This is a genomic window from Okeania sp., from assembly GCF_035285525.1.
In the GTDB taxonomy this organism is placed as follows: Bacteria; Cyanobacteriota; Cyanobacteriia; order Cyanobacteriales; family Microcoleaceae; genus Trichodesmium.
The window spans coordinates 41,139-65,192 of sequence record NZ_JAYKGW010000128.1 but is presented as its reverse complement, the minus strand read 5'-3'; the positions used below and the strand labels follow the sequence as shown (position 1 = coordinate 65,192).

General features: G+C 37.9%; 9 protein-coding genes. 3 read left to right on the top strand and 6 right to left on the bottom strand.

The genetic code is table 11. The features are described 5' to 3' along the window. Window positions 1-263: 263 nt before the first annotated feature. From psbM to VKJ25_RS12190, 4 genes are all read right to left on the bottom strand, one after another. A complete protein-coding gene (gene psbM / locus VKJ25_RS12205) occupies window positions 264-368 on the bottom strand; it encodes a photosystem II reaction center protein PsbM (protein ID WP_324236902.1) in 105 nt (34 codons plus the stop codon). Between the two features lie 46 nt (window positions 369-414). Then, a complete protein-coding gene (locus VKJ25_RS12200) occupies window positions 415-720 on the bottom strand; it encodes a 2Fe-2S iron-sulfur cluster-binding protein (protein ID WP_324236901.1) in 306 nt (101 codons plus the stop codon). A 787-nt stretch (window positions 721-1,507) separates the two neighbouring features. Beyond that, the gene (locus VKJ25_RS12195; RefSeq protein WP_324236900.1) at window positions 1,508-4,390 is read right to left on the bottom strand and encodes a TolC family protein; all 2,883 of its coding nucleotides are present in this window, start codon (window positions 4,388-4,390) and stop codon (window positions 1,508-1,510) included. Window positions 4,391-4,861: 471 nt separating this feature from the next. Continuing rightward, window positions 4,862-6,217 carry a TIGR03279 family radical SAM protein gene (locus tag VKJ25_RS12190; RefSeq protein WP_324236899.1) on the bottom strand — a complete coding sequence of 452 codons (1,356 nt, stop codon included), beginning with the start codon at window positions 6,215-6,217 and terminating at the stop codon, window positions 4,862-4,864. A 388-nt stretch (window positions 6,218-6,605) separates the two neighbouring features. On the opposite strand from VKJ25_RS12190, the gene VKJ25_RS12185 reads away from it, so the two are divergent. Next, window positions 6,606-7,739, top strand: a complete 1,134-nt coding sequence (locus tag VKJ25_RS12185) for a redoxin domain-containing protein (protein WP_324236898.1) — start codon at window positions 6,606-6,608, stop codon at window positions 7,737-7,739. A 1,040-nt stretch (window positions 7,740-8,779) separates the two neighbouring features. Here VKJ25_RS12185 and glgX read toward each other — a convergent pair. Both glgX and VKJ25_RS12175 read right to left on the bottom strand, forming a co-directional pair. Further along, window positions 8,780-10,903: a glycogen debranching protein GlgX gene (gene glgX, locus VKJ25_RS12180; RefSeq protein ID WP_324236897.1), complete on the bottom strand. Its 2,124-nt coding sequence runs from the start codon at window positions 10,901-10,903 to the stop codon at window positions 8,780-8,782. Between the two features lie 373 nt (window positions 10,904-11,276). Continuing rightward, window positions 11,277-15,074 (bottom strand): N-6 DNA methylase, encoded by a 3,798-nt coding sequence (locus VKJ25_RS12175; protein ID WP_324236896.1) that lies wholly within the window; start codon window positions 15,072-15,074, stop codon window positions 11,277-11,279. 1,117 nt (window positions 15,075-16,191) lie between these two features. Between VKJ25_RS12175 and VKJ25_RS12170 the strand changes: the two genes are divergently transcribed. Together VKJ25_RS12170 and VKJ25_RS12165 are read left to right on the top strand one after the other, a co-directional pair. Further along, window positions 16,192-17,562: an ATP-binding protein gene (locus tag VKJ25_RS12170; protein ID WP_324236895.1), complete on the top strand. Its 1,371-nt coding sequence runs from the start codon at window positions 16,192-16,194 to the stop codon at window positions 17,560-17,562. 655 nt (window positions 17,563-18,217) lie between these two features. Next, window positions 18,218-23,914 carry an nSTAND1 domain-containing NTPase gene (locus VKJ25_RS12165; RefSeq protein ID WP_324236894.1) on the top strand — a complete coding sequence of 1,899 codons (5,697 nt, stop codon included), beginning with the start codon at window positions 18,218-18,220 and terminating at the stop codon, window positions 23,912-23,914. Window positions 23,915-24,054 lie beyond the last annotated feature (140 nt).

Below are 24,054 nucleotides of genomic sequence, written 5' to 3'. Positions count from 1 at the left end.
TATGTTACAAATAAGTGTAATTTATCATCCAGGTTGTTACAGCCTAGAAGGCTATGTTACAAATAAGTGTAATTTATCATCCTGGTTGTTATAGCCTAGAAGGCTATGTTACAAATAAGTGTAATTTATCATCCTTAAAATTGCTGTAATCTCTGCCTCCATGTAGAAACGCTGATAACTGACAAAAGACTGATAACTCAAAAAAGTAGGAGTGTAATATAAAAAATCTGCTCCTACTTTAATTTTAAGAAAATACTAAATTTTTACCGTTCCTCTTTAGCAGTTTGAATATACAAAATGATTAAGAAAACGGCTGGCACAAATATGAACAAAATGGTTGCTACAAATCCTAGATTGTTAACTTCCATGATTACCTATCCTTGATTTTAAATACTTTACAGAATAAGAATATCATTATTTGCGTTTTGGTTTAGTTTTGACAACCACAGGGCCATTAACTAGGGTTTGACAAGCTAATCTACAGTTTGGGGACCGTTTTTTCAACTTTCGTTCTTCTACTGGAGTACGGGGTGAAAGGTTTTCCAAACCTTCAACAATTTCCACTACACAGGTCGCACATTGTCCATAGCCACCACAATTCATCATTTTGGCTGTAAAGGTATAAATGTCAATACGATTTTCTAAAGCTTTAAGCCTTAAATTAGCTCCATCTGCAGCAATTACTTCCTGATTTTCGTTTTCAAACTTAATGTTGGCCATGATGAATTAAAAATTTATTATTGTTATAAAGTTTTAACTAATATTAAGAACTTTAACTTATTGCCTTGTTTTGTACAACCTGATGATTTCTCTTCTGACCAAAATCTTGTCACCCTTAGAAAAATTGATGGGAGTATGTAGGGACTATGCAACGTCCTTACAAAATTAGGAGAAGGGTGGAGTTGTAGAAGAAGTGGTCAGATCATGTCCGGTTGAATAATTAGATTTTGGTGGAAGGAAGCCAGCTATGCTGAAGCTTTTATGGGATTTCCACCTTGTTTTATACAGGCTCTGATGCTACCGGACATGATATCATTTATAATTACTTCTTAATTTTTATGTCATAATTACCCCTTTTAGGCTTACTTTTTTCCCTCCATCAACCGAGAATCTCCTACTTTTAGGGTTCCCGATAAATCAGTACCTAAAATCCTTTAAACTTTTATCTGTTAATGGGAGGGATATTTAGGGCTTGCTGATTAAATATCAAAATCTTAATAGGTATAGGTAAAGGTAAGTGCCTTTTTTGATCTGGAAAAGGTACAAGGTCTTCGTTCTAAAACGGTCAAAAAGTTAGGATTTTGACTGGATTATGACAGAAACATCAAGGGATAATTCTTTCTTCTGCTTTCTCACTCATTTCCCATTCCTTCTCACTCCTGACTCCTCCCCTGACCAGAAGACTTTCCATACGCAAACCCTATTTAATCAGCAAACTCTAATTAAGAATCAAGAGGAATAGGGAAGGGAGTTATAAAGGAGGTACTAACTGATAACTGATAAAAGTTTATGGACTATTAGACAACCTCTCATCAGGAAGATTACTCACAGATCGTTGCAATTCTGACAAAGACCGATTATACTCAATAATCGCAGTTAACAAATTATCTTCAGCTCTAGTTAAATCTGTCTCCTGCTGAATAACTTCTAACTGAGTCCCCACACCAGCTTGAAACCTTAGTCGTGCCAAACGTAAAGCCTCTTTTGCCTGTTCCACACCTAACTCAGCAGTAGAAATATTTTTAAAGCTCGCTTCCAAACCAAAGAAAGCTTCCTCAACTTCCCGACGAATCTGATTTCTCAGCTCCTCAAACCTACTTTCTGCAATCTTCCTATCTATTATGCTCTGTTGAGCAGCAGCCTTTGCTGCTCCACCATCAAAGAAATTCCATGTAAAATTGAATCCTAATGCGCTACCATCAGCCCAACCTCTGATACCTTCGAGCCAACGTTCGTCATCAGTAGTTTGTGCCAATATAGTATAACTAGCAAAGAAATTCAAATCTGGTCTGACTGAAGAAAGAGCTTGTCGGCGCTGCTCTTCACTTAAATCTCTCTGTACTAACTGCTGTTCTAACTCAGAGCGATTCTTAAAAGCTGTTAAAATTGTTTCATCTAAAGATAGAGGCCAAGACCCGATCGGTTCAATCGGGTCAGCAGCAGTCAAATTGATCAACTCATTGGCATTTAGTGTTTCTGCCAAACGACGTTGGGCACTACGTTGGTCTCGAAGTGCATTGGTCAAGTTTTGTTGTTCATTTGACAATGTTACCTGAGACTGCAATACATCAAATCTGGTTCCGACTCCGGCTCTCTCTAGAGCTTCTGCGTCTTCCAAGCTTTTACGAGCATTTCTCACAGCAGCTTCTCCAATTCTGACTCGTCCATCTGCTTCTTGTAAATTATAGTAATCACTAGATACATTTAAGCGCAATTGTTCTAGAACTCTCTCTAGCTCTAACTCTCCTAAACGCAATTGTTCTCTAGCAATTCCAATCCTGGAAGAACGAGATTTATCAATATCAAAGTCATAAGTAAGTTGCAGTGTATTGGTAAAACTTGTGCTAGGGAAATTTTCATTATTTTCAAGTGGTGCAGTACCATTTACTTCGGCTTGACGTTCATTACGTTTTACACTCAAGTCACCTCCGGCACTTTCTGTTCGTTGTAAAGTTGAATCGAAAGTAAGACTAGGCCACAAATCAGCTTGAGTCTCTTTCAAGACAGCTTGACTTCTTTCAACTTGTAGTTGAGCAGTTTGAACTTCTGGGTTATTGCGTCGGGCTAAATCAATAGCTTGCTCTAAAGTAATTGGTATTGTTTCTTTGATTTGTACTTGCTCGGGAGTAATGGGGAAGTATAGTGGATTGGAGTTGGGAGAAATTTGAGAGGGAGGATTTGTTTGTAAGGTTCCTGTTGGGGGTGGTGCTGGAAAACTTTGAGTGTTTTGTTGGGCAATAATCAAGTTATTATTATTATTATTATTATTATTTGATGAATGTTTTTGATTTTCAATCTTTGCTAAATTAGGAACTGTTTTAGTCGTTGAATTTGGATTCAGGCTTGTTTCTATTTGTACAGAATTTTGTTGTTTTGAAGTATTTCCAAAAGTAGGTGGTCGCTGAATAATTGATACTATAGTTTGATTAGTTCTACCTGGTAATTTAATTACAGAATTGTTATTTGGTTGGGAGTTATTTAGTGCAGATGCTTGAGTTTCAATATTGGAAAAGTCGTTTATGGTTGCCATGACAGGAGCGTTATTAATACTGGTCATCATTTGGTAAGAGTTTCCCAGAGTTGGATTTCTTTGAGGTGTTATTTTTGTATTAATTGGGTTTTGTTGATTCTGATTTTCTGTTGTTGATGACTGGAAGTTTGTCTGAATTTTTGCTGTTTCAATTTGAGTATTTTTTGTTTCTAATGTTGACTCTGCCAAATCTAATAAATTGAAATCTAATTCTGCTAATTTTGGTGATTCAAGATTAAATTGTTGAGTGTCTTTATTGCCTAGATAAATAGATTGTGCCAAATTATTTCCTAGAAGAGGATTAATTTGATTTTGTACCTGAAAGTTTTCTAATTTTAACTCTGGTATATCGAATAAATGAGAAGATAAATTTTCTAAATTTGCTAATTTTTGGGATTCAGGATTCAATGATTTTTGAGTATTTTTAGCATTGGAAATAAGTGAATTTTTAATATTATTTTCAACCTGATAATTTCCTGAGTTCGACTTGGGCAAATCTAATAAATTAGAATCTGAATTATTCGATTTTGCTAATTTTTGAGTATTTTTATTCTCTGGAATGATAGGCTTATTAATATTATTTTCAACCTGATAATTTCCTGAGTTCGACTTGGGCAAATCTAATAAATGAAAATCTAATTTCCCTAAACCTGCTAATTTTTTTTCGTCTATGCTAAACTTATAATTCTGGTTTTCTGCAAAACTATAACTACTAATATTTTGTGGAATTTTTAACCCAGAAGTAGAAATACTTTCTTTTTTTGTTTGATACTTTAACTTTACAAATAAACTATCTTTGTGTTTAGATATATCTTCCAATTCTTCTAATACCGAAAGTATCCCTTCATTAGATTTTGACTCAGATAATTGTTGATTAATATTCTCTTCTGAGTGTTTGTTTGATGCTACTTCTGTACCTGAAGAATTTGATTGTAAATTCTCTAGATTAATATCCGATTTTACTTTTTGAGCTTCTGGAACCTCAACAGATTCTTCCCTGACCTCTTCTGGGTCTAAAATCGAATTTTCAGAAGTATCACTTTGGGAGTTAATAATTAGGAAGGATGAAGAACCCTGACCTACATTTGAAATAACTACTCCAATCACTCCCATTACCACAATATTACGAAAAACACTCATGGATTTTATTCTTTAGTTTCCAAGTTCAACAGATACAGGACTTACGCAAAGGTACTATATGTAGAGTTAAAAAACTATTGCGCAATAGTTTTAAGCACTATATCTAGGGTAGCTGCGTAAGTCCTGAGATATTTTCAATTAATGGCTTAATACAGCACTTTGCAACTCTATCAGGTAGACCTATCGTGGGCAAGATTCCCGCACTACAAGATTTTTACCATTTACCCTATAGAACCCCTAACCTTATCTTTACAAAGAAAGGTGTGTTTTTTTTTAGTCAGGAGTCAACCCACCCCTAACCCCTCCCTGGAGGGGAAATAGGGAAAAAGCTAGAATTAGATCTTTATATTCACTATCCACCCATCTCCCCATCCCCCCATCTCTCCATCTCCCAACTAATTTTAGAGACCCGTTTAGGGGTTCAGTACATCATTTGGTCGAAATCTGCTGTACTTTTGCTAATCTTAAATTCTAATAGTTTAATTGACTATTGCCCACAGCAGTCAATATCAGCTCCTCCACTCCGGCGACTGGCCAAATAGTTGTCTGGAGTTGGTCTGCTAATTCTTCTAGGGTCATGTCATCCAAAAATAGATTATCTCCCTGTTTGAGCATGACTGAAGGTAGCAAAATGCCTTCACCTAAATCTCGTCCCTGCAAACCTTCTAACAAGTCTTGGCCTGTTAATAGTCCAGTTACAGTAATTTCTTGTCCCCAATAATTGCTACATAAAGCTACCATATTTACTTCTAATCCGGGAATTTGATTCAGTTGATTGGCGATCGCTACAAAGGCTTTCTCAACTGCATTCCCTACTACCCACGTTAATTTTCTTGGGGTGCTTAAGCAAATGTCTGATTCTAAAAAATCTTTGACATAAGTTTCAAATTGTGATATAAACTGGCGAATGGAACCGACACCATTGCCAATTTGAGGGTAATCTTCATATTCTGAAGCGGGAGGTAATTCTCGACGGGCAATTAAAAACCATTCGTCAGCTAACCAGATACAATTAGTACCAGATGTTTGTCTAAGTTTGGCCTGAATTTCTTGCACTTGGTCTATAACTTCTTCTGCTTTGGCAGTAGTGACAGGTATTAGTTCATCTGCCCAAGGTCGAAAACGAGTCAACCCAACAGGTACGACGGCTACTGATGCAACTGCGGGTATCTCTCCAGTATAAAATTTGGCTAAATCTAATAATGTGCGTTCCAGATGAATACCATCATTAATTGCTGGACAAACAACAACTTGAGCGTGTATTTGTAGTCGTCGTTCTTGGAACCACTGAATTTGTTCCAGTATTTGACCAGCACGGGAGTTCTTTAAAAGACGCGATCGCAATTCTGGTTCGGTAGAATGAACAGAAACATACAGAGGCGAAAGTCTCATTTTTTCGATTCTTTCCCATTCTCGTTGGGGGAGGTTAGTCAGAGTTAAGTAGGAACCGTAGAGGAAACTGAGGCGATAGTCATCATCTTTGAAATATAGAGTATCTCGTTTACCTGGTGGTTGTTGGTCGATAAAGCAAAACGGACAACGGTTATTGCATTGAATAAGACCATCAAAAAGAGCGGTAGAAAATTCTAACCCCAAATCTTCATCATAGTCTTTTTCGATTTCAATATTGTGAGTTTTACCTTTAGCATCAATGACTTGTATTTCTAGATATTCCTCAGCGCAAAAATATTGATAATCAATGAGGTCTCGTGGTTTTTGTCCGTTGATAGAAGCGATCGCATCCCCAGGTTCAAAACCTATTTCGGCAGCGATCGAGTCGGGTATTATTTTGGTTATTAAAGCAGGTGTGATAGAAGTTTTACTCATTTGATGAAAGAAGAAGAAAGAAGAAAGAAGAAAGAAGAATTTACTGTGACTAAATTCTAAGTATATCAGGACTTACGAACGCGCAACGCATTTCTCTCATGGCGAGACTCGCAGCCCCAACGAAGCGAAGAGCAAAACCCGCCTTAACTCTCCGCAACAGCGTTGGCGAAGCAGTCCGTCAGGATAGCAATCTCAAATGACCAAAACTGGTCAATTATGGGTAAGTCCTGATAAATTGTAACAAATTATTTCAGATAGCAATATTTTTTTCCAATTTACTCTATAAATTAAGAGTTAAAAAATTATAACGCTATAGTTTTCAAAACTATATGCTATGTATGTGGTCTATGCGTAAATTCTAATAGCTAAACAAAGGTACAATGATCAAATGATAACATCCACAACAACATTAAGTGTAGGAGATCGTGCTATTTATTTTGCTTTACCAGATCAGTCAGAAAAATTATTATATTCTCAAGACGAAGCCGGAAAGCCAGCAATTATAATTTTTTATGCCTCTAATGAAATTGCTGCTTGTCAAGATATAGCTTGTGCATTTCGAGACTTAATGCCTACTTTTAATAAATTTGATTTACGAGTTTACATAATTACCTCTGATTCACCGAAAGTTAATCAAAAATTTGCCGAAGAAAATAATATTCCTTTTCCATTGCTGTCAGATTATGACCATAAAATTAGTCGTAAATATGGTGTTTGTTTTCCGGGAAATAAAGATTCGGATAATATATCATATAAGCGGACAGGTTTTTTGCTTGATCCTAACCACAGAATAGTTAACATTTATCATCTCAAGTATTTATCAAGTAGTATAGAAGCCATCTTAAAAGATATTAAAAATATACTACCTAAAGAAGAACCGCGACATATTCAAATGCAGGCTCCGGTACTGTTAATCCCCAACGTTTTTTCTCTAGAATATTGTAATTATTTGATTGATATTTGGCAGACAAAAGGTAATAAAGAATCAGGTTATATGCGTCAAAAAGGTGAGAAAACTATAGGATATATTGACCACACTCGTAAGATTAGAAAAGACCATTTTGTAAGAGATGAGGAAACTATTGACAGTTTAAATAAAATAATGAATTTAAGAGTATTTCCAGAGATTAAAAAGGCTTTTAATTTTGATGTTACAAGACAAGAAAGGTATAAAATAGCTTGTTATGATGGCAATCTTGGTGGTTTTTTTAATGCTCATCGAGATAATACTACACCAGGAACGAAACATCGAATATTTGCAATGACATTAAACTTGAATGCAGGGGAATATGAGGGAGGGTTTTTAAAGTTTCCAGAATACGGACCTCATTTCTATAAACCTGATACTGGTAGTGCGGTGATTTTTTCTTGTTCTTTGATGCACGAAGCTACTCCAGTAACATCTCATTTCAGGTTTGCCCTTTTGAATTTTTTCTATGGAGATAAAGAGTCAGAAGCGAGGAAGAATTATGAAAAGAAAGTCCAGAATGATTATAGTACAGTTGTCAGGTTAAATAGTTAGGGCTTGGGTATGGAAATATAAAATCATTGACAGATAAAACAGTAACTTGTTTGTTGGGAAAAAGTACCAGCTTTTAGATCAAAAAGGTTAAAAAAGATAGCACAAAAAGCTCACACAAGAGTAGAAAAATTAAGAGGCAATTTTTTCAAGTAATTCCTCTATAACTCCTATTCCTACTGACTGTTAACTATTCCCTACCTTAACTATCAGACTTTATTCAGCAATCCCTAGTTAATAGTTAGAGTTTACTGAAAAAAGTAGAGGGTGGGAGGAATAATTTTACCTTAGTTTTTTAGTGCTTGTCTATTCAAAATCCTAACTTTTTGAGGATGAAGAATAGAAGAAGGCGCGCTTTTTTCGACCAAAAGAAGACTAATATCAAATCCGTTGGCTTTGGAGAATAAACAGGACTTATGCAAAGGCACTATATATAGAGTATTGGTGCGTTGTGCGTTGCGCGGTTTATATGTCGCGTAGCGTTTCGGCGCTTGAGCCGACATATAAAGCGGAGCTTTGCGGAACGCAAAACGCACCCTACCAATAGCGTTCGTGCGTAAGTCCTAATGAGGAAATCAGGGATAATTATTCTGACTACCGATTCTGTAATTGCCATTTCTCCTGGATTCAGAATTGAGAATTCTCCCCCTACCACTCATACTTTCCATACGCAAACCCTAATTACATTATTAATATCTTCTAAACTTAATTTTAATTGTTGATGTTATCGTTTTAAGATTTGTTCATATTCTAGTATTAATGTTGTTGAAATATTGATTTTTATTTGTCAATCGTTGAGTAGGTTTAAAAGTTTAGTAGGATACTCCATTTTTTGAACGCAATCCTGATCAAATCATGTTAGTATCAATAACTAATTGATATATTTTCATGCTGATTGAATTTTGGTAAATGTTGTAAGATTTGAGCCTAGAGGTTTGGTTTACCAACCCAAATTTAAAGGGTTTTGGAGACCAAACCCCTACAATTTTTTTCTCACGAATGATGTCTGATTTCTATACCAGCATTACTTAATTATTAATTGTTTAAAAACGCTTCAAAACAACAATTGAACGTTCCATCACCGGAATCGGAATTTCACCTTGATAATGCTTACCATTTTCGACAAAATGAGACTTATTCGTATCAACAATAACCACCCAATTTCTATCTTGGAATTTAGGAGAAATTGTAAACTCTATCAACTCATAATGAGCATTAAAAAATATTAGAAAACTATCATCAAAAATCCTTTCCCCACGGTCACCACTAGCCGGAATTTCTTCCCCATTTAAAAATACACCCACAGCTTTAGCAAAATCAATATTCCACTGTTCCTCAGTCATTTCTTGACCATTAGGATTATACCAACCTATATCACTCACAGTTGAACCATGAATTGCCCGACCTTGAAACCACTTACGTCGATGAAATACTGGATGTTGACAACGGAAATAAATTAACTGTCGAGTAAAATCTAATAAATCTGCATTTTCTACTGGCAAATTCCAATCCAACCAAGAAATTTCATTATCCTGACAATAAGCATTATTATTACCTTTTTGCGTCCTGCCAAATTCATCTCCACCTAATAACATAGGTATACCCTGAGATAACATTAAAGTAACTAAAAAATTACGTCTTTGACGATTTCTTAAACTTAATATATCAGGATCATCAATTTCTCCTTCCTCTCCACAATTCCAAGAACGATTATATTCTTCTCCATCATTATTATCCTCCCCATTTGCTTCATTATGTTTTTCGTCATAACTAACTAAATCATTCAAAGTAAAACCATCATGAGCAGTGACAAAATTAATACTTGCATGAGGCAACCTACCATTAGCAGCATATAAATCTGAACTACCAGTAAAACGATAAGCAAATTCAGATAATATTTCCTTTTCTCCTCGCCAAAAATCTCTAACTATATCTCGATATTTACCATTCCATTCTGACCATAATAAAGGAAAATTACCAACTTGATAACCACCTTCTCCCACATCCCAAGGTTCAGCAATTAACTTTACATTAGAAATAACAGGGTCTTGATGCACAATATCAAAAAAAGCTGCCAAACTATCTACTTCATATAATTCCCGCGCCAAAGCTGAAGCTAAATCAAATCGAAAACCATCAACGTGCATTTCTGTCACCCAATAACGCAAACTATCCATAATTAACTTCAATACTTGGGGGTGACGAACATTGAGAGAATTTCCACAACCAGTAAAATCCATATAGTAGCGGGGTTCATCTTCTACTAAGCGATAATAAGCAGCATTATCAATACCTTTAAAAGATAAAGTCGGACCCAGATGATTACCTTCTCCAGTATGGTTGTAGACCACATCCAATATCACCTCAATACCAGCATTGTGCAATGCTTTAACCATTTGTTTAAATTCTCGAACTTGCTCCCCTGCTTTACCACTAGAAGAATAACCACTGTAAGGGGCAAAATAATTAATCGAGTCATAACCCCAATAATTTGATAATTCCTTGTCAACTAAATGTCCTGGGTATCGGAGAAAATGATGTACTGGCATTAACTCTACTGTCGTGATACCTAGAGATTGGAAATAGGCGATCGCACTCGGATGTGCTAACCCAGCATAAGTTCCCCTGAGATTTTCGGGAATGTCTGGATGTAGTTTAGTAAACCCTCTGAGATGAATTTCATAAATTATGGTTTCGTGGTTAGGAATATTTAATAATTGGTCATTTTCCCAATCAAAACTTTCATCAACTACCACAGATTTTGGCATGAGATGAGCATCATCATCTAGGGTGCAGACTAAATCTTTTTCTGGATGATCCCAAGAATAGGCAAATATTTCTTGACCATAAAGTATATCTCCATCTATTGCTTTAGCGTAAGGGTCAATGAGTAATTTATTGGGGTTAAAACGATGTCCTTCGGATGGTTCGTAGGGACCATGTACTCGAAATCCATATTTCTGACCTGGACTAATACTTGGTAGATAGCCATGCCAGACAAAGTTACTTACTTCTGTGAGGGTGAGTCGTGTTTCTTGGTTTTCCTTGTCAAATAGGCAAAGTTCTACGTTCGTAGCATTTTCAGAGAATATAGCGAAATTAGTGCCTTTACCATCCCAAGAAGCTCCTAGGGGATATGGTTTTCCAGGCCAAAGGGGTACATACATAATATAAACGGAGAACTTTTCAAAATTAGAGGACTATTGTTGTAGTTATAACTTATATCATGTCCGATTCACGGAATTTAAAAGTTTGTAGGTTGGGTTGACGAAAGGAAAGCCAACCAAAAGATGTATCTGGAAAAGGGGGAGCCAAACCGGGTTTCTTTGGGTAGTTCAAAAGTTTGTAGGTTGGGTTGACGAAAGGAAAGCCAACCAAAAGATGTATCTGGAAAGGGGGGAGCCAAACCAGGGGAACCCAGAAACCCGGTTTCTTTGTGTAGTCCTAAACTGATTCAAGGAACGTAACCCTGTTCTCGAAACTTATTGATTTCTTGATTTTTTGCCAAAATGCGATCTACGGCGATCGCTACATTTTTTCTCATTCTTCTTCTGAGTCTTGGGTGATATTGGTTTCATCCTCTGCCGATATTGGCGCACTTCTAAGAATACGCTCGCGATCTATAGGTTCGGTAATACTATACAAATCTAGCACTTTGTCATCAATTTCTGCATCTATTTGGACGACTTCATTGAGAAGAGTTTGAATTTCTGTACGTCGTTTTTCCTCGGTAGCAAAGAAAGTATCTAGCTCTTGAGTTTCTCCTGGTAAGGTTGCCTGATCTTTAATTTCGTTCCAGGTTTTACCCTGCCACTGAGGAAGTTTTAAGTAACTGAGTAGATAACGTCTAATTTTATCGTTGTCAGCTACAAGCCAAAGTTTATTATGACGCAATACAATGCTGGTAGGATAGCGAGTGGGAGTAGAAACATTCTTGCTGATTGTGACTCGCAAATCGCAGCGTTCGGGAATAGTAAATAACCCGACGGCTTTAGCATCAAACAAAGTTAGAGTAGAAAAATTGGGATTATTTTCTTGGATTTCACTTAGAAGGCGATCGTAGGGAATTTCGATTTGGATATTACCATCTCTTTGTTTGCGAATAACGTAGCCTTGTTCTCGAAATTTATTGATTTCTTGATTTTTTTTCAGAATGCGGTCTACTTTTTCGACTAACTCGGCTTGAGTTTCAGTATCAGCAGGATAAATAGGAAGTTGACGGAAGGTTTTGGGGTTAATATTAACGTTGTCAAATCGATTTCTATACCAATGATTTAAAACAGATGAGTTAAACAGAGCCAACAAATACTTTAGCTTGTAGTTTGTATCTGCTTGAATTATATTATTAAAGTTGTCTCGGTTATAAAATCCAGTATCATCAAACGTTGCTACAAGACGCCTTTTTAGAGCTTTGTTTCTTAACCGAACCAGTAGAATTTTAGGAGAATCAAAATATTTACGTTCGCGATAACGGCAGAGCCAATGGCCGTACTTAAGATATGGTTGTTTTTCACCCCAGCGCAATTCATATCGCCCCAGAAAGCCAGTGGTTTCAAGTAAAGGATGCCAGTCAGTTTCATTATAACCCACATTGGTTCGGTCTTTAATATATACATTAGCCTGACCTTCAGCTTTTGTCTTATAAACAATAATTCCTTGAGTGCTTTCAGTCACATCTCCTAAGCGCAAAACTTTTTGTGGCGCTCCGTTACCCTTGACTTGAATAAGACAAGCATCTTCAATTTTCTGTATTAGTGCATCATAGCGTATGTCGATCTGATTAGTTGAATTTTCTAACCATCTATATTGTTGCTGTTTAACTGTTTTGCTCCAACTCCTTGTTGTCAATTTATCAAAAGTGTCGCGTACTCCTAATAAATTAATTTGTGGCTGTTGGGTTTGGCGCTGTTCCTCATTACTTTCCTGTGTCAAAAATAGCAAAACACAATCAACACTAGCATCTTTCCAGATTCCTTGGGGCAAATCAACAATTTGCTCGATTCGTCCTGCTTCTAACAAAATCTTGCGCAAAGCAGCAGTATTCTTTCCCATTAAATATGTATTAGGCGTAATAAAACCTAATTTTCCTTGATTGCCTAATAGCTCGATTCCCAGTTGGAAAAAGAATACATAAGTGTCAGGTTGACCGAAAAATACATCTGCATAATCTGACTTCAGTACATTCTTGTATTCATCGCTCAAACTAGGGCCATAAGGTGGATTCCCAACTATAAATGCAAAGCCATTGGCATAAGGTGTGTTGGGCGATCTGCTTTTAATTTGGTCTGCGCGATCGCTTTCCCGTGCAATCAAAGTATTGAACATCAGAGAACGATAGCTTCCCGTCGGACGAGCTAGAGCATCAACATTAAAAATGTTAAAGCGTTCGATTCTTGTAGGTTGACCTCGGTCATTTGCTAGCTTCACCAAATCCAGGACTTGAATCAACAAATTTACTTCTGCCAAGTAACAGGCAAACGGGTTAAGGTCAAACCCATAAAGATTATTTTGTACCCTATCTAAAACTGAAGCAGGATCTTCAATTTCCTCAGTATTGCCTTTATAGCTTTCCACTAACCTTTTTGCTGCTGCCACCAAAAACGAACCGCTACCACAAGCCGGATCTATGAGGCGTTTATTAGCACCAATAATTCCCGATCCAGTTTGATATCCTACCTCATCGAGAATGTAATTAACAATTTCTGGTGGCGTGTAATACTGTCCTTTTTCCTTCTTTTCTTTACGGTCTACATAAGTGCTGTAAACCGTTCCTACTATATCCGAATCTACCCCTGAAAAATTGAAGCGACTAAGTTGATGCAACGTTATCACCAACTCCCTTTGCTCCAAAACAAACCAATTAAATAGATCCCGTCCAGTAAAAAAGTGAGCATAGATATTCTGGGCATTTTTATATGCCATATCTAACAGCGGACTGTAGGGATTACCAGTCGCAAATACCCAATACCGCTCAATATTTTCCTGCCAACGTTTTACCCCACCATCAGAAACAAACCGATGGGGAAAAACTCCTTTATCTTCACAAACTCGGAGCAGCAACAGTCGGATGAAAACAACATAAGCTGCTTGCAAAGCAAATTCATCCTGTCGTTGACTCTCTTCCAATCCTCCTAACATAGTTTCCTCCACTAAAGCAGTCCAAACCATGTAATCATCATGCACTCTAATTTCTGCCTGATAATCTTGCCGAAGATTTGCTTGACGTTGATGCCAGGCAAATACTTTTTCGACGTAGGGTTTGAGTGCATCATTCAGGGGTTGATATCCAGCGGACAATGTAGATGGTGGTTTGGGGGGTTTGGCTTTGTTTTGGTGTTTGCGATTGAATCCCTCATTCAAAATTGCTAAAATTTCGGCAAATACCTCTTTCGGACTGATGTAAGCTCTGGCATCCTGTTCGAGTCGTTTGCATATTTCCTCAATTGCTGCAAAATCGCGATCGCTAAGATCGACCAAACTCTGATTCTGCTGCAAACGAGTTAATACCTTTTCTCGTAACCATTGAATTTCTTGAATAGCAGTTGCTACTGCATTATCGGTAATTCTGTTAGCCCGATCCTGATACTCTGCATACCGAGCCAACTGTTCTGTCAGCAAGCGTCTGGCATTACGCTGAAGCTCTAAAACAAGAGACCGCAATGCTTCCACTAATACAGGTTCGTTGCCACTACCATTTCCCAAAGGTAGAGCTTGCCGTTGCCATTCTTCCTCATCCAAAGCCAGTTCTGCTTCTAATCGTTTCAGACTGGTAAATGCTTCTTTCTGAAACAGATCGAATAAATCGTGCAACTTCTGTTCCGTTGTTTCTGAAAGCGTAGATACTCCTCTTCGATGCCAATCTTGAATCACATTTTTCAGATCGATATTGATAAGATTTTGAGGACGAGCCCAGTTGTAAAATCCCCACACAGTCAACTGTTTGCCATTAGTGAGCCAACCCAAGGTAACGCCCCGGACTCGCATATAACTTCTGAGTTGGGATAGGTGGCTATCGGGATCGTTTAAATCAAAGGTCAAAGAAATTGATGTACTCTTGTTCTCGACAACGAAACAAGTTCCATAGACTGCATCCCTGGGCGCAAAGTCCGGGCGATCGCCCAAATGTTGCTGGTTATAAATTCGTTCTGCTGGTTCAAAGCCCAATAGTCCTAGAAGCGGACTTACTATTGCAGTATCAACTATAGATGCTTCGTCTCCACTTCGTTCATCGTCCGAACGATTTAGATAACTCAAAAAATCCATGCCACTAAAACTTCTTTGAGTGAAAATTCCTAATAAAGCAGATAAAAATTTGTCAAAGCTTTTTGGATGAGTCATGTTATTTCTTATAATCAGGTATTACAAAAACAATTGCTAAGAAAATAATTTCCTAAGTTTTCACCTTGGCATATTTTGTCTTTTCCTTCAAGTGTTTTTCCATAGTTTGATAGTGCTCAATATCTAATACCATTTCTCAAAAAGTTTTCTACATTTTATTGGGCAGGGTAGGGACGTTAGCATTTTTGTTATGCAACGTCCTTACAGGAGTAAGGGAGTAGGGGAAAAGTAAACATCGTTGATAGTCGGGGAGTCGCCAGGGCATTAACTGGGAATATTGAAGGAGCGATCGCTGATTTTCAGGTATATGTAGACTGGACTGATGATGAGGAGGAAAAAGCCAAACGACAAGAATGGATTAAAGCACTGCAAGCAAGGGAAAAGCCATTTACTGATGAAGTGTTGCAGGAGTTGAGAGATTAGACCAAATCCGGGTTCAAAAAATAATCAGTTAACACCTTTTATTATTAGGTGGGGAGATGCAGAAATAGAATCGGGAAAAAAGTAGAAAAATAGTCTGATATTCACCATATTCTCATTCCCCCATCACCCCATTTCCTTAGAAATACTTTTTTTAGCAAGGTAGTGGCATGTCAATAGTAAAATTGTGGATTAGGAACGAGCAACGAGCGAAGACCTCTCCCCCAACCCCTCTCACTCATCAGGAGAGGGGAGAAGTCCCCCCCCAACGCGCTTCTGGGAAAGGGGTTGGGGGGTTAGGTTTTTGCTATATTTTCAAGCTTGACACGGTACTATAGTATAAATACTTAGAGCTGGCTGATTAAATATCAAAGTCTTGACGAGCTTAAGGTTTTACTCTTTTCAGGTACTAATAAAGTACCAGCTTTTAGGTGGTAATGGTACGGTTCCCGAAAAATCATGCATTCTAGGATTTTCGGGAACATAGGGGAAGAAAATCAAGGAACGATTTTTCTGTAGGGACGTTGCATAGTCCCTACTCTTCCATCATTCTCATTCCTTCTGACTTCTGGATTCTCGATTGTGGATCCTTGCTACTTATACTTTTGAGCGTAAACCCTACTTAATAAACCACTGTTTTTTATGCTAATGCGGGATGTGGGCTATAAAATAGAGAAGTAAGTTTATCAAAAACATAATGACTATAAATGTTAAAGCCTTTTTTCAGGCAACAAACCCTGGTAAAGCCTTATTCCAAGATAACCAGGAACTTGAGAAAAAATACTATATTGACTTCTCTTGTGTACGGGGGGGGCAAATAATTGAAGACCTCAAAGACAATATTGCTCTGTGGTCTCCCGACGAACCTACTTGTCAGCTATTCACTGGACATATTGGTTGTGGTAAATCTACCGAACTCTGGCGACTCAAACAACAATTAGAAGCAGAAGACTTTCATGTTGTTTATTTCGAGTCAGACAAAGACCTAGAAATGGGAGATATAGATGTCAGTGATATTCTGCTAACTATGGCGCGACAAGTCAGCCAAAGTTTACATACATTAGAGGAAGTTAAAATAGAGGAGCCAAAAGGATTAAAAAGTATACTCAATGGGGTAAGCAAGCTTCTACACACAGAACTAGATATTTCTGCCGAAGCAGAATTTGGTGTACCTGGAGTTGGTCAGGTTAAAGTTGACCAAGAAGGACTAGAATTTGTGGCTTTGGGAATAGGTAAAATAACAGCTAAAGCTAAAGCTAGTCCACAACTTCGCAGTAAACTAAGAGATTATCTCGGACCTCGGACTAATGGCATTATTGAGACTATTAACCAAGAATTACTGGAACCTGCTCACGAAAAGCTGAAGCAGTACGGTAAAAATGGATTAGTCGTTATTGTTGACAATTTGGATAAGGTTGATAGTTCCCCAAAACCCTGGGGGCGACCTCAACCAGAATATTTATTTGTCGATCGCGGCGAACAACTAGCAAGTCTCCATTGTCATGTAATTTATACTCTTCCTTTAGCACTACGATTTTCTAATGACTATGGTACATTAACTCAACGCTTCAAGAGTACCCCCCAAGTCTTGCCAATGGTGTCGATGGAGTTACGGGATAATAGTCAATGTGTAGAAGGAATGAGATTACTTAGGCAGTTAGTTTTAGCCAGAGCATTTCCTAATTTGAAACCAGAACAACGTCTAGAGAAAATTACTGAAATTTTTGACAGTGAGGAAACTCTAAATCATCTATGTCAGATGAGCGGAGGTCATGTCAGGAATGTATTGCGAATGCTCAATGAAGCTATTAAAAAGCAAAAAGGCTTGCCTATCTCCCGTGAAAATCTTGATAAAGTAATTCAAAATCTTCGCAATGAACGTACTCTGGCAGTAGAGGATGAAGAATGGGAGTTGTTGCGCCAAGTAGCAAAAACTCGAAAAGTTACTGGTGATGATGGATATCAAAGGTTGATTCGGAGTATGTTTGTCTATGAATACCGAGATGATGAAGGCTCTTGGTTTGATATTAATCCTATATTGAAGAATACTGTGGAGTTGAATTATTAAGCAGCAAGAAGTTTAGTAGTGGACTGACACGCCTTAAATGGTGCGTTACTTTTTGGTTATGGGTAGACAAGGGAGACAAGGAAGACAAGGGAGACAAGGAAGACAAGGGAGACAAGGGAGACAAGGGAGACAAGGGAGACAAGGGAGAAAAAATCGCTCTGCACTATTTTAGCTGTGTCAATCCAGTAGTGGACTGTTTCATCTAAAATAGTGCATGATTATTTGTCATTGCCAACGAATGTGTTTACTTAGCATTCCGTCAGGAAAGCAATCTCAGGCCAACTTCCTATTGCATCATTTAAAATGAAACAATCCAGTAGTCCCTATCGACGAAGCGGAAGCAGTCTCCTAAACCTCTGATATCATGTCCGGTTGAATACTTGTTGTATATTTGGCTCTGTGTGGTCTGTGTGGTCTGTGTGGGGAGATGGGGAGTAGAAAGTGTAGATATAATTATGAACATATACTATATAACCGGATTCTATATGAGATTCCTTCCTTAGCAAATTCTGCCCATTCATGCCGCCAAGCGTTTGGCTGCGCGACATATAAAGCGGAGCTTTGCGGAGCGCAAAACCTGCCACTAACTGATAACTGAATTAGATGTGTCTGTCCATTACTGGGCTGATAACTGATAACTGATAACTGAAATAGAATGCCAGATTTTAATCATCATCGAGAATCATTGTCCGAGCTAATGTTTGGCCTAGAAATGTCTCAAGGAGAATTTCGGCTATTTTTAGCTTGTTGTAATACTCTGACTCAGCGCGATCGCCTAATGCAAAAACTCCAAGAATCTTTTTCTGGAGACTTAGCAAGGTTACAGTTAGATGGGTCAGCGAAAGAACTTTATGCCACTATCTCCCAATATTTAGGAGAGCAACAACCAGATGCTCTTATGGTTTCTGGTTTGGAGTCGGTGGCGGATCTTGATGGACTGCTCATTTCAATGGGGTTAGTGCGGGAAGAATTTCCCAAAAATTTTCACTTCCCAATAGTTTTATGGATAGATGCAGAGATTTCCCGAAAGTTTATTCGTTTAATTCCTGATTTTGAAAGTTGGGCAAGTCTGACTGTCTTTGAAACTCTCACTCAAGAATTAATAGATTTTATTCAACAGATGGGTGAGAGTGTTTATCAAAAAGTATTAGAAAGTGGGGCTGGAATATTTTTAGATTATGCCGAGCTAGGTTTGCTAGATTCTACTTATCAAGAATTAGTAAATGCTCGACAGGAATTAGTAAATAGAGGAGTTAATTTAGAAACAGAATTAGAGGCTAGTCTAGAATTTTTGTTAGGAAGAATAACAGATAATTCTACTGAAATAGCATTAGAACATTATCAACGGAGTTTAGAACTTTGGCAAGAAGTTAACAACTCTTTGCGAGTGGCTCATACTAATTATTATTTGGGTTTATGGTGGCGGAGTTATGGGGTGAGACATAGAACAGCAAAACATCAAGCTTATGAGAAAGCTGGCTGTTATTTTCAACACTCCATAGAAGGCTTCGAGACAATTAATCGTTCAGATTTAGTTGCTAAATTTATCAATGCTTGGGGAGAAGTTTTGCAGACTTTGGAATGTTGGAATAAGTTAGAGACGATTGCGAATAGGGCAATAGAACTTTTTAATTCCTCCCAAAATGGAAGTGGGGGAAGTGTCGGAGGTGTCGGAGGTAAATCCTTTTTGAGAAATATCGCTTCCAGACCCTCTACTTCCCCATCTTCCCCCTCCTCCCCATCTTCCCCATCTTCCCCCTCCTCCCCATCTTTCCCATCTTCCACCTTTTCCCACACCCTAGAAATGAAGGGGGATTACTCATCATTTAGATTAGCTTGTGCTTATGGTTTTCTCGCAGAATGTGAATTAGCAAAAAGTCACTATAAACCAGCCAAAAAATTTGCTCAAACTGCTATAGAAATTTTCCACAAAACTTTAACTGCTGCATCTTCTTCTACTTCTGAAACAGACAAAATCACATTAGATTGGGAACAGTATTCTCATCTGGGTAGATATTTATTTTCTTTGGCTAAAGCGGAAAAATATTTAGGTGAAATAAAATCTGTTATAGCTATTTTTGAAGAAGCAAAAAATACGACAAAACCTGAATACAATGCCGATTTTTATCTTGATATTCTCACAGATTTACAACTAATTTATTACCAAGAAAAAGCATATTTAAAAGCTTTTGAAATCAAGCAAGAAAAACTCAAGATAGAACAACAATTTGGGTTTCAAGCTTTTGTTGGTGCTAATCGTTTGAGAGATATAAAACTAAATATTAATCCGGCTTTACCTCAGTCAAAATCTAAAATTAATCAACAAAAACTCACTCAAGAAATAGCTGCATCTGGACGACAGCTTGATGTCAAAAAATTGGTGGAAAGAATTAGTCGCCCTGACCATAAATTAATAGTTATTCATGGACAATCAGGGGTAGGTAAAAGTTCGATTTTACAAGCTGGATTAGTTCCGACTTTAGAAGGAAAATCAATTGCTACTCGTGATGTAGTAGTAGTTTTACAACGAGTTTATGTGCATTGGATTTCCGAATTAGGGAAAATTTTAGCAGAACAACTACAAATAATTGCTAATTTAACAATTGATTCAGAGAATCTAAATTCGGCTGAGGAAATTTTTGTTCAGTTGCGAAATAATGGTAATGATGAATTAAATCTACTCACAGTTATTATTTTTGACCAATTTGAGGAATTTTTCTTTGAAAATAGCGAACCAGAGGATAAACGAGAATTTGCTAAATTTCTCCAAGAATGTTTAGAAACATCTTCTGTGAAAATAGTTTTATCTCTGCGGTCAGATTATATTCATTATTTATTAGATTTTAATCGTTGGGGAAATTTAGAGACAATTAATAATAATATTTTAGATAAAAATATCCTCTATTACTTAGGAAATTTTTCTCCCTCACAAGCCAAATCTGTTATTCAAGGATTAACCGCAAATTCTCAGTTTAAAATAGATAAAAATCTCACAGACAAATTGGTAGAAGATTTAGCTGAGGAGTTGGGAGAAATTCGTCCCATAGAGTTGCAAGTAGTAGGGGCACAATTGCAAGCTGAGAATATTACTACCTTAGAAAAATATCAAGAATTAGGAGATAATCCCAAGGCAAAATTGGTAGAAGAATATTTAGCATCTGTCGTGAAAGACTGTGGGGATGAGAATGAAAAATTAGCTTGGTTGGTGCTGCTATTGTTCACTGATGAAAACAATACTCGCCCTCTGAAAACTAAAGCTGAATTGGAGAAAGAAAGTAAGTTTAATATGGAGGAGTTAGAGTTAGTATTAAATATTTTTGTAGATTCTGGTTTAGTATTTTTGTTGCCAGAAAAACCAGCAGACCATTATCAGTTAGTACATGATTATTTAGTAGGGTTTATTCGCCAAAGAAAAGGCACTGAAACATTAAAAGAACTAGAAGAAGAACGCAAAAAACGACGGGAAGAACAAGAAAAAAGACAAAAATTGGAAAAGCGGGTGTTTAAAGCTTCCGTTTTTGTTTCCTTATCGATGGCGCTATTGACAGTAGCGATGGGAATCTTTGCTGGCATGGCAAAACAAGAAAGTCAAAGGGCAGAAAAGCAAACCATTATTGCTCAGGCAAATGAGGCTAGAGTTTTGTCGTTGTCAGGACAGCGGCTAGATGGGTTGCTCAAAGCTATGGAGGCTAGGCAAAAACAAGGAGATGCTAATTTTCCAGCAACAGGTAAAGCTAGCAACATTATAAATGCTCTCCGAGTAGCAGTTTACAGACGCAACCAAGAAGCATTTAAAGAGTTCAACCGTTTTCAGGGGCATGATAATTCGGTCAACAGTGTAACATTTAGTCCCGATGGAGAGACTATTGCTACTGCTAGTGGTGACAAGACAATAAAGTTGTGGAACTGTCAGGGGAAACTTTTACATACTCTCAAAGGCCATAAAGATTGGGTAATAGATGTAGTTTTTAATCCTGCTGGAGATACAATTGTTTCTGTCAGTCGTGACAATACAGTAAAGTTGTGGAACCTTCAGGGGAAACTTTTGCGGACTCTCAAGGGCCACCAGAATTGGGTTAATGGTGTAACATTTAGTTCTGATGGAGAGACTATTGCTACTGCTAGTGGTGACCAAACTGTGAGACTCTGGAACCGCCAAGGGAAACTTTTGCAAATTCTCAAAGGGCATCAGGGAAAAGTCAGCAGTGTCGCATTTAGTCCGGACGGAGAGACTATTGCTACTGCTAGTGGTGACCAAACAGCAAAACTATGGAACCTTCAGGGGAAACTTTTGCGGACTCTCAAAGGGCATCAGAGTTGGGTTAATAGTGTAACATTTAGTCCGGACGGAGAGACTATTGCTACTGCTAGTGCTGACAAAACAGTGAAATCGTGGAACCTTCAGGGAGAATTATTGCAAACTCTCACAGGGCATCAGGAAGGGATAGCTAGTGTAACATTTAGTCCGGACGGAGATACTATTGCTAGTGCTAGTGCTGACAAAACAATAAAATTATGGAACCTCCAGGGGAATTTGTTGCAGACTTTGGTTGGGCATAAGGATCGGATTTATGGTGTAGCATTTAGTCCGGATGGAGATACTATAGCAACTGCAAGTGCTGACAAAACAGTGAAACTATGGCAACCTCAGAAGCAGTTTTTGCAGACTCTAACGGGGCATGAAAACTCGGTTTTTGGTGTAGCATTTAGTCCTGATGGCAAGACTATAGCAACTGCTAGTTGGGATAATACAGTAAAATTGTGGAACCATCAGGGGAAACTGTTGCGGACTCTGGTTGGGCACAAGAGTTGGGTTTATGGTGTAGCATTTAGTCCTGATGGAGAGACGATTGCTACTGCTAGTCGTGACAATACAGTAAATTTATGGAACCTCCAGGGGAAACTATTGCAGACTTTAAAAGATCATAAGAGTTGGGTAATAGGTGTAACTTTTAGTCCGGATGGAGAGATGATTGCTACTGCTAGTGGTGACAAGACAGCAAAATTGTGGAACCGTCAGGGGGAACTGTTGGAAACTCTAATCGGCCATGATAATTTGGTCATGGGTGTAGCATTTAGTCCGGATGGAGAGACTATCGTAACTGCTAGTCGTGACAGTACAGTGAAATTGTGGAACCGTCAGGGGAAACTTTTGCAAACTCTAACCGACCATGAAAATTCGGTCAATGGTGTAGCATTTAGTTCTGATGGAGAGACTATTGCCACTGGTAGCCACGATCAAACAGTCAAACTATGGAACCGCCACGGGAAACTTTTACACACTTTAGAGGGGCATGGAAATTCGGTCAATGGTGTAGCATTTAGTCCCGATGGAGAGACTATTGTTTCTACAAGTAATGACAATACAGTGAAATTGTGGAATTTTCAGGGGAAACTGTTGCAGACTTTAGAAGGCCATGAAAATTCGGTTTGGGGTGTAGCATTTAGTCCGGATGGAGAGACGATTGCTACGACAAGTGATGACAGAACTGTAAAATTGTGGAAAAATTGGCAGATAGAAAAGTTAACTGATATTGGTTGCGATTGGTTAAATGATTACCTAATTTCTCATCCCCAGGAATTAGATAAACTTAAGGTTTGCCAAACTTATGGACGCAAGAAAGTAGCTTCTGGTAATTTGGTAATAGTGGGAGAAAAATTAGCCAGAGAAAGCAAGGGAAAAGCAGAAAAACTTGAGGAAGCAGTTGCAGTGTTTAAAACAGCTCTGCAATGGAACTCCGATCTTGACCTCAGCCCAAATTTAAAAGCTTGGGCTGTCTCATTGTCGGAGGCAGAAAAATTAATGGAGGAAGGAATAAAATTAGCAAGGGAAGGAAACATTCAAGCAGCAGTGGTAAAGTATCAACAAGCAAAAGAACTTGATATATTAGCATTTAGCTCTACTTGGGAAAATATTAATCTAGAAGCTAAAGCTAAATCTGAGGCAGTAGATGAATTTTTGGATAACGGCAGGGAGCTTGTCAGAGATGGGAAAGTTAAGGAAGCGATCGCTTCCTATCAGCAAGCAGACAAAATTGACCCCACTCAAATTTCTGCTCGTGATTGGGCTTACCTTTGTCGTCAAGGCAGCCTTAATCAACAAGCTACTGATGTGATGTTTGCTTGTGAAAAAGCAGTCACTCTTGATTCGGCAAATGGCAATATTGTTGATATTCGGGGACTTTTCAGGGCTTTAACTGGGGATATTGAAGGAGCGATCGCTGATTTTCAGGTATTTGTAAAATGGACTGATGATGAGGAGGATAAAGCACAACGACAAGAATGGATTAAAGCACTCCAGGCAGGGGAAAATCCATTTACTGATGAGGTGTTACAGGAGTGGAGGGAATAGGTATGATACTAAATCTGGTTTAGAAGAGAGCATTGACTTAATCAAAGAATGAAGGGTTGGCGAAGAATTCCAGAACGGAAAGCAATCACAGCACTTTGAGATTACTTCACTCTGCGATAGCGGAGTGCGTAATGACAACT